General features: G+C 62.3%; 6 protein-coding genes. 4 read left to right on the forward strand and 2 right to left on the reverse strand.

Annotated features, from left to right (window positions below):
- Positions 1 to 143: 143 nt before the first annotated feature.
- Positions 144 to 575 carry a hypothetical protein gene (locus tag PMN64_RS26875; RefSeq protein ID WP_411782812.1) on the reverse strand — a complete coding sequence of 144 codons (432 nt, stop codon included), beginning with the start codon at positions 573 to 575 and terminating at the stop codon, positions 144 to 146.
- A gap of 113 nt (positions 576 to 688) precedes the next feature.
- Entirely contained in the window at positions 689 to 1,261 is a 573-nt protein-coding gene (locus PMN64_RS26880; protein ID WP_411782813.1) for a hypothetical protein, read from the reverse strand.
- Positions 1,262 to 1,758: 497 nt separating this feature from the next.
- Between PMN64_RS26880 and PMN64_RS26885 the strand changes: the two genes are divergently transcribed.
- The 4 genes from PMN64_RS26885 to PMN64_RS26900 all read left to right on the forward strand — a co-directional run bounded on the left by PMN64_RS26885 (position 1,759) and on the right by PMN64_RS26900 (position 8,090).
- Positions 1,759 to 3,702: a PrkA family serine protein kinase gene (locus PMN64_RS26885; protein ID WP_028342433.1), complete on the forward strand. Its 1,944-nt coding sequence runs from the start codon at positions 1,759 to 1,761 to the stop codon at positions 3,700 to 3,702.
- 119 nt (positions 3,703 to 3,821) lie between these two features.
- Positions 3,822 to 5,090 carry a YeaH/YhbH family protein gene (locus PMN64_RS26890; RefSeq protein ID WP_411782816.1) on the forward strand — a complete coding sequence of 423 codons (1,269 nt, stop codon included), beginning with the start codon at positions 3,822 to 3,824 and terminating at the stop codon, positions 5,088 to 5,090.
- 4 nt (positions 5,091 to 5,094) lie between these two features.
- Positions 5,095 to 6,639, forward strand: coding sequence for a SpoVR family protein (locus PMN64_RS26895; protein ID WP_411782814.1), 1,545 nt, complete (start codon positions 5,095 to 5,097; stop codon positions 6,637 to 6,639).
- Positions 6,640 to 6,893: 254 nt separating this feature from the next.
- Positions 6,894 to 8,090, forward strand: a complete 1,197-nt coding sequence (locus PMN64_RS26900) for an ABC transporter substrate-binding protein (protein ID WP_411782815.1) — start codon at positions 6,894 to 6,896, stop codon at positions 8,088 to 8,090.
- Positions 8,091 to 8,655 lie beyond the last annotated feature (565 nt).

The following is an 8,655-nucleotide window of genomic DNA, read 5'->3' on the forward strand; positions in this document are numbered from 1 at the left end:
TCAACATGGCGGGAGCCCCGGGCGGAATATCAGCATTTCCAAGGGATAACGCCATTCACAACAGTTCGATCCCCTCGGACGCCGTCCGAGCAGACCCTGATCTCGGCACATTTTTATGACGCGTTGCGGCGCAGGACCGCGCGTCAGGGCCGCAGGTAGAGGTAACCTTGGGATTGCAGCTCGGCGAGGCGGACCACCCCGCCGCGCTCGGCGGCGACGAAGCCGGGGAGCAAGTCGGCGAGGCCGATGTTCTGCGATTTCATGGTGTTGCCGCAGGCGGCGAACTCGATCCCATCCCTGGTGAATTGCCTGACATGTTTTGACAGGTCGGGGTTGGCGGCGGCTGAATGAAACGCCTTCAGCGCCTGCGCAATCGTGACATTGCCGGGGCCGCCGACGCCGTCGAGATGGTTCTGGACGTTGCCGATCACGAAATTGACCTTGTTGAGGTCATCGAGGTGATAGACCACCTTCAGCTTTTGCGGCGGTGCTTCGGTCGCGGCGCCGGCCCGGGACGCTGCGAAGACGGCGCCGATCGCCGACACGGTGCCCCACAGGATGCTGCGTCGGTGCATGGCGTCCCTCGCGCAACTATTGTTGATCCAGTGTTGTCCCTTTGGGCAAACCTATCATTTGTGCCGAAGCGCGGCGAGTTCCTTGCGGTCGGTCACAAGTTCGGCGCATTCGCCTAAGTCCACGCGATCGACGCGAAAGATCTTGTCGTCGGCGCGGGCGAACAGCGCTTCGCCCGCATCGTCGTCAGGCTTGTTGCGATTCCACACCATGATGCGGCCAAGGCGATGCGGCCAAGGCGCGCAATGGCGGATTTATTGTCCCTGGACAACGCCACGGTAATGCCTCCGCCCTCGCAATCCACGCTGCATTCGAAGCGTATTTCGTGTCCGGATTCGGTCGCGATGGCGTGATTGCAGTAGCCGCTGGAGTCGAAATTGCCGGAGCGGTGGCGGTATCTGACGCCGAGCTGGAATGAATAGTTGGTGGCCCTGTCCTCCGGCGCGTCTTCCGCTGCCACCAGAAGCTTCATCGCGCTGACCTTCTGCTTTGGATGCTGCGCCAGATGATTTGCATCGTACCGCCGCACAAAGCAGGCATAGGCTTTCGCGCCGGGCGGGGCAGCGAACATCCTGTTGTCGAAGGCGGCCGCCGCGGCCTTGTCGACGCCTTCCTGCGCCTGGGCGGTTAACGGCGCGCCGGTACAGGCGGCGGCTGCGAGTGCGACAACAAGGAACGCCTGCTTCATGGCCGGCTCGGGAATAGCTGGCGCCTCCAAGGTGTCATCTTTAAAGCGCGGCAATGGTGCCGCGCGGAACTGCGCGGGCTCGTTGCCTTAGCCGCGGCGACACGGAGGCACGTTCAACGGCGGCTGAACGTTTGTTCATGCGAGTCTGTGACGCGCGCATCTTGACGCCACGGCTGAACGGTCACACTTTTTCAGGGAAGCCCAACGTCCATCGCCGGACGGGAAGTTGCCCGCTCGGATGTCCGCTTCGGAGGACTGGGCCCCGGTAAACCACGGATGTGGCGAGGGGGTTACAGCCACCAAAAACAAGGGGATATTGATGAACCATTAAGCTTCCTGCCTGTTGATAAGGCAGAGGCTGCACGCGCCGTGCATTGCCGAACTGAGTCGGTCGAGTGTCCAATAGACCCAGCGTGCCGACGCTGATTCGATCCTAGGACGCTCTTGTTACGACTCGTGTCAGTCGTGCGGCGATACATATCGTGGAGAGAGGGATCATGTACAACGATTCTTTGTTCAACGCCTTCGCAAGGTCGTTTGAAGCGCGAAGCCAGACCGACATGTCGATGGCCGAGTATTTGGAGTCGTGTCGAAGTGATCCGATGCGATATGCAAATGCGGCCGAGCGGTTATTGGCGGCAATCGGTGAGCCCCAGATGATCGACACGGCCAAGGACCCACGCCTTGGCCGTATCTTTTTGAACCGTACCATCAGGTCGTATCCGGCCTTCGCCGGCTTCTACGGCATGGAGGACACGATCGAGCGCCTCGTCGGCTTCTTCCGTCACGCCGCGCAGGGCCTCGAAGAGCGCAAGCAGATCCTCTACCTGCTCGGGCCGGTCGGCGGCGGCAAGTCATCGCTCGCCGAGCGCATCAAGGCGCTGATGGAAATTCATCCGATCTATGTGCTGAAGGCGGGTGACGAACTCTCGCCGGTGTTCGAGAGCCCGCTTGGGCTGTTTGATCCCGAGACGCTTGGCCCGATGATCGAGGAGAAGTACGGCATTCCGCGCCGCCGGCTGAGCGGGCTGATGTCGCCCTGGGCCTACAAGCGGCTCGAAGCCTTCGGTGGCGACATCTCGCAATTCCGCGTCGCGCGCATCCAGCCTTCAAGGCTGCGCCAGATCGCGGTTGCCAAGACCGAGCCCGGTGACGAGAACAACCAGGACATCTCCTCGCTGGTCGGCAAGGTCGACATCCGCAAGCTCGAGACCTACGCCCAGAACGATCCCGACGCCTACAGCTATTCCGGCGGCCTCAACCGCGCCAACCAGGGCGTGCTCGAGTTCGTCGAAATGTTCAAGGCACCGATCAAGATGCTGCACCCGCTGCTGACCGCGACGCAGGAGGGCAACTACATCGGCACCGAGAACATCGGCGCGATTCCGTTCACCGGCATCATCCTCGCGCACTCCAACGAGGCGGAGTGGCAGAGCTTCAAGACCAACAAGAACAACGAGGCCTTCATCGACCGCATCTGCGTCATCAAGGTCCCGTACGTCCTGCGGGTCACCGAGGAGCAGAAGATCTACGAGAAGCTGATCCAGGGCTCCGAGCTTGCCGCAGCACCTTGCGCTCCGGCGACGCTGGAGACGATGGCGCGCTTCTCGGTGATGTCGCGGCTGCGCAAGCACGAGAACTCGACGCTGTTCGGCAAGATGCGGGTCTATGACGGCGAGAGCCTCAAGGAATCCGATCCGAAGGCACGCAGCGTCCAGGAGTACAAGGACGCGGCCGGCGTCGACGAGGGCATGGACGGCGTATCCACCCGCTTTGCCTTCAAGGTGCTCGCCTCGACCTTCAACCATGACACCACCGAAGTCGGCGCCGATGCGGTGCACCTGATGTATGTGCTGGAGCAGGCGATCCGCCGCGAGCAGCTGCCTGACGAGACCGAGAAGCGCTATCTCGAATTCATCAAGGCCGATCTCGCGCCGCGCTACGCCGAGTTCATCGGCAACGAGATCCAGAAGGCCTATCTGGAATCCTACGCCGACTACGGCCAGAACCTGTTCGACCGCTATGTCGACTACGCCGATGCCTGGATCGAGGATCAGGACTTCAAGGATCCGGACACCGGCCAGCTGATGAACCGCGAACTCCTGAACCAGGAGCTGACCAAGATCGAGAAGCCGGCCGGTATCGCCAACCCGAAGGACTTCCGCAACGAGGTCGTCAAGTTCTCGCTGCGTTCGCGGGCGCACAACAATGGCAAGAACCCGAGCTGGACCTCCTACGAAAAGGTTCGCGACGTGATCGAGAAGCGGATATTCTCGCAGGTCGAGGATCTGCTTCCGGTGATCTCGTTCGGTTCCAAGAAGGACGGCGAGACCGAGAAGAAGCACGGCGAGTTCGTCGAGCGGATGGTGGAGCGCGGTTATACCGAGCGCCAGGTCCGCCGGCTCGTCGAGTGGTACATGCGGGTGAAGCAGGCCGGCTAATGCGCGATCCGGAAAGCCGGCACCGGCTTTCCGTTTCGCCCCGTCCCGTCCCGTCCCGTCGAAGAAAAATGCGATGCGACTTTCATGATCGCATCCGGTGAGGCAGATGCAACGTGGTCATGCATATCGTCGATCGGCGGTTGAATCCGGGTAGCAAGAGCCTGGAGAACCGGCAGCGCTTCCTGCGGCGCGCCAAGGCGCTGGTGCAGGGAGCTGTCAAGAAGTCGTCGCAGGACCGGGACATCAAGGATGTCCTGGAGGGCGGCGAGGTGACGATCCCGCTGGACGGCATGGACGAGCCGCGGTTCCGGCGCGAGGGCGGCACGCGTGACATGGTGCTGCCCGGCAACAAGAAGTTCGTCGAGGGTGACTGGCTGCAGCGCCCGAACCAGAGCGGTGCCAAGGGCTCCGGCGCTGGCGAGGGCGACAGCGAGGACGCCTTCCGCTTCGTGCTCAGCCGCGAGGAGTTCGTCGACCTTTTCCTCGACGACCTCGAATTGCCCGACCTTGAAAAGCGCAAGCTCGCGGAAACCGAGAGCGAGGGCCTCCGGCGCGCGGGTTATGCGACATCGGGCTCGCCCGCTAACATCTCGATCAGCCGCACGGTGAGCCGGGCGCTGGCGCGGCGTGTGGCGCTGCGCCGGCCGCGCAAGGACGAGATCGAGACGCTCGAGGCCGAGCTTGCGGAATGCGAGGACGATACGCGCCGCCGCGAACTGCTCACGCTGCTCGAAGCGCTGAAGGCCAAGGTCCAGCGGATCCCGTTTATCGATCCGATCGACATCCGCTATCGCCGCTTCGAGACGGTGCCGAAGCCGGTGGCGCAGGCCGTGATGTTCTGCCTGATGGACGTCTCTGGCTCGATGTCCGAGCACATGAAGGATCTGGCAAAGCGGTTCTACATGCTGCTCTACGTGTTCCTGAAGCGGCGCTACAAGCACGTCGAGATCGTGTTCATCCGCCACACCGACCGCGCCGAAGAGGTCGACGAGGACACGTTCTTCCATGGACCGGCGTCGGGCGGCACGCTGGTGTCGAGCGCACTGGTCGCGATGCACGATATCGTCCGCACCCGCTTCCGTCCGGCCGACTGGAACATCTACGCCGCCCAGGCCTCGGACGGCGACAACATGACTTCCGATAGCGCGCTGACCGGCCATCTCCTGACCGAAAAGATCCTGCCGGTTTGCCAGTTCTTCGCCTATCTCGAGGTCGGCGAAGCCGCCAACTACACCTTCGACATGCCGGATTCCTCGCTCTGGACGCTCTATGAGCGTCTGCGCAACGAGGGCGCGCCGCTGTCGATGCGCAAGGTGAGCGAGCGCGGCGAGATCTTCCCGGTGTTCCAGGACCTGTTCAAGCGCCGCAGCAAGCAGGAAAGGGTGTAGCGTGATGGGTTCTTCCGGGGAACGGCTGTTCGAGGGCGCCGATTGGGATTTCCAGACCTTGCAGCGGGTCCACGACGCCTGCGAGAAAATCGCACGCACCGAGCTCGGACTCGACGTCTATCCCAACCAGATCGAGGTGATCACCGCCGAGCAGATGCTCGACGCCTATTCCTCGGTCGGCATGCCGCTGTTCTACAAGCACTGGTCGTTCGGCAAGCAGTTCGCGTTCCAGGAAGCGTCCTATCGCAAGGGCCTAATGGGCCTCGCCTATGAGATCGTGATCAATTCCTCGCCGTGCATTTCCTATCTCATGGAGGAGAACACGGCGACGATGCAAACGCTGGTGATCGCGCACGCGGCGTTTGGGCACAATCACTTCTTCAAGAACAACTATCTGTTCAAGCAGTGGACCGATGCCGACGGCATTCTCGACTATCTGGAATTCGCCAAGGGCTACATTTCGGTCTGCGAGGACCGCCATGGCCGCGAGACGGTGGAGCGAACGCTCGATGCCGCGCATGCGCTGATGTCGCATGGCGTCGACCGCTATCCCGGAAAGAAGACGCTCGATTTGCGTGCCGAGGAGAAGCGGGCCGGCGAGCGCCGGCAGCACGAGGAAAGCGTGTTCAACGATTTGTGGCGAACGGTGCCGAACACCAAGGCCAAGAGCAAGGCTACGCTCACGGCCGAGCGCCGCCGCGCGCTGCTCGGCTTGCCGCAGGAGAATATCCTCTATTTCCTCGAGAAGACCGCGCCGCGCCTTGCACCCTGGCAGCGCGAACTCATCCGCATCGTTCGCCACATTGCGCAGTATTTCTACCCGCAGGGCCAGACCAAGGTGATGAACGAGGGCACCGCGACCTACGTCCATTACCGCATCATGAGCCGGCTGCATCAGCAGGGCCGGATCACCGACGGCAATTTCCTCGAATTCCTGCAGTCGCACACCAATGTGGTGTTCCAGCCCGAATTCGACGACCGCCGCTATTCCGGCTTCAATCCCTACGCGCTCGGCTTCGCCATGATGCAGGACATCGAGCGAATCGTGAAAAATCCGGAGGACGAGGACCGCGAGTGGTTCCCCGACATCGCCGGCAAGGGCGACGTCGAGGGCGTGCTGCGCGAGATCTGGAGCAACTACCGCGACGAGAGCTTCATCAACCAGTTCCTCAGCCCGGCGCTGATCCGGCGCTTCCGCATGTTCCACCTGCACGACGACCCCGCGGAAAGCCAGGGGATCAAGGTCGACGCGATCCACGACGAGCGCGGCTACCGCCGGGTCCGCCGCGAGCTGGCGCGGCAATACGACGTCGGCTTCGTCGACGCCAATATCGAGGTCGTGGATGTCGATCTCGACGGCGATCGTCGCCTGATGCTGCGTCACACCACCGTGAAGGGCGCGCAGCTCAACGAGACCGACGCCCGACGCGTGCTGCAACATCTCGCCGATCTGTGGTCCTACGACGTCGCGCTGACCGAAATCGACGGCACCGACAAGGTGCTGAAGGAATATGTCGTCAGCCCGCGCGCGGCTGCGGTCGCGGCCTGAGGATCACGCTCTCGCTGACATGAGCGCGGCGCGCACCGCCGCGCGGAATGCGAGTCTTGCTTGGTGAACCTTCATGTCTATCGAAGGCTCACATCATGAACATCACGGCAACAATCCGGATCTTGAAAGCGCATGATGTTCCGTGCGCGAAGGCGATTGCCGGCATGCGGAAATCTCATTGCGGTCTTCTTCGCGATTGCCTGCGCAGGCGCGATTGATAAGGTGCGCCGCGTCAAGAAAACCAAGAAAAGGATATGCTCTTGTCAACTCGCTCTTGCCTGGCGGGCCTCCTCGCCGTCAGCACGCTCACGGCCTCGTCGATCTCGCCATCCATCGCAGCCGACACCGCAATCAGAATAGGAAACACCGCGCCCTATAGCGGCCCGGCGTCGGCCTACGGCACGATCGCGCGTGCCGAAGCCGCGTATTTCCAGATGCTCAACGATCAGGGCGGCATCAACGGCCGCAAGATCGATTTCGAGAGTCTCGACGACGCCTATTCGCCGTCGAAGACGGTCGAGCAGACCCGCAAGCTCGTCGAGCAGGACGAGGTGGTTGCGATCTTCAGCGCGGTCGGCACCGCGCCGAACATCTCGGTGCAGAAGTACCTCAACATCAAGCACGTGCCGCAGCTGTTCGTGTCCTCCGGCGCGACGCGCTGGAACGATCCGAAGCAATTCCCGTGGACGGTCGGTTTCAATCCGACCTACGAGCTCGAAGGCCGGCTCTACGCAAAATACATCCTGAAGACCAAGCCGGATGCGAAGATCGCCGTCATCACGCCGAACGAAGATGCCGGCAAAGACTATCTCAGGGGTTTCAAGGACGGGCTCGGCGAGCATGTCGGCCAGATCGTCGCGGAGACCACGTATCTCACGACCGATCCCACCATCGATTCCCAGATGGTGACGATGCGCGAGTCCGGCGCGGACGTCTTCTTCGCCGAGGCGACGCCGAAATTCGCGGCCCAGGCGCTGCGCAAGGCGGCGAGCATGGGCTGGAAGCCGCTGACCATCCTGCCGACCGTCTCCAACTCCGTATCCGCGGTGCTCGAGCCGGCCGGCCTCGAGAACGTGATCGGCGTCGTGACCGGCCTCTATCTGAAGGATCCGACCGACCCGCGCTGGATCGACGATCCCGCGCAGAAGGAGTTTGCGGCCTGGATGAAGAAGTACCAGCCGAATGCGAGCCCGGGCGACCTCTTCAACGTGCAGGGCTACACGGTGGCGCAGGTCATGACGGTGGTGCTGAAGAACTGCAACGGCGATTACAGCCGCGACAACATCATCAAGCAGGCGACCAATCTGAAGGCGCTCGAACTGCCGATGCTGCTGCCCGGCATCAAGGTGCAGACCGAGCCCGACAATGTGACGCCGATCCGGCAAATCCAGATGGCGCGGTTCGACGGCAAGTCCTGGGCGCTGTTCGGTGACGTCTTGAGCGACAAGTAGCCGTCACCAACTCCGCTGTCGTCCCTGCCTAGTGCGCAATTGCGCACGGGAGCAGGGACCCATACGCCGCGGCTTCTGTTGTGAACGGGACTCGTCGTCCCAGCATAGCCAGGCAATCTGCATCGGTGGTTATGGGTCCCTGCTTTCGCAGGGACGACACAGAGTTTGTTGCACGTCCTTGCCGCGTCATTGCGACGGCAAGCCGACGACGTCTTGAGCGACAAGTAGCCGTCACCAACTCCGCTGTCGTCCCTGCCTAGTGCGCAATTGCGCACGGGAGCAGGGACCCATACGCCGCGGCTTTTGTCGTGAACGGGATTCGTCGTTCCAGCGGCGCTCCACAATCTGCATCGGTGGTTATGGGTCCCTGCTTTCGCAGGGACGACGCGGAGTTTGTTGCTAGTCCTTGCCACGTCGTTGTGACGGCGAGCCGGCGACGTCTTGAGCGACAAGTAGCGGTCACCAACTCCGCTGTCGTCCCTGCCTAGTGCGCAATTGCGCACGGGAGCAGGGACCCATACGCCGCGGCTTCTGTTGTGAACGGGACTCGTCGTCCCAGCATAGC

Source organism: Bradyrhizobium sp. UFLA01-814 (assembly GCF_046718885.1).
GTDB classification, from domain to species: Bacteria; Pseudomonadota; Alphaproteobacteria; order Rhizobiales; family Xanthobacteraceae; genus Bradyrhizobium; species Bradyrhizobium elkanii.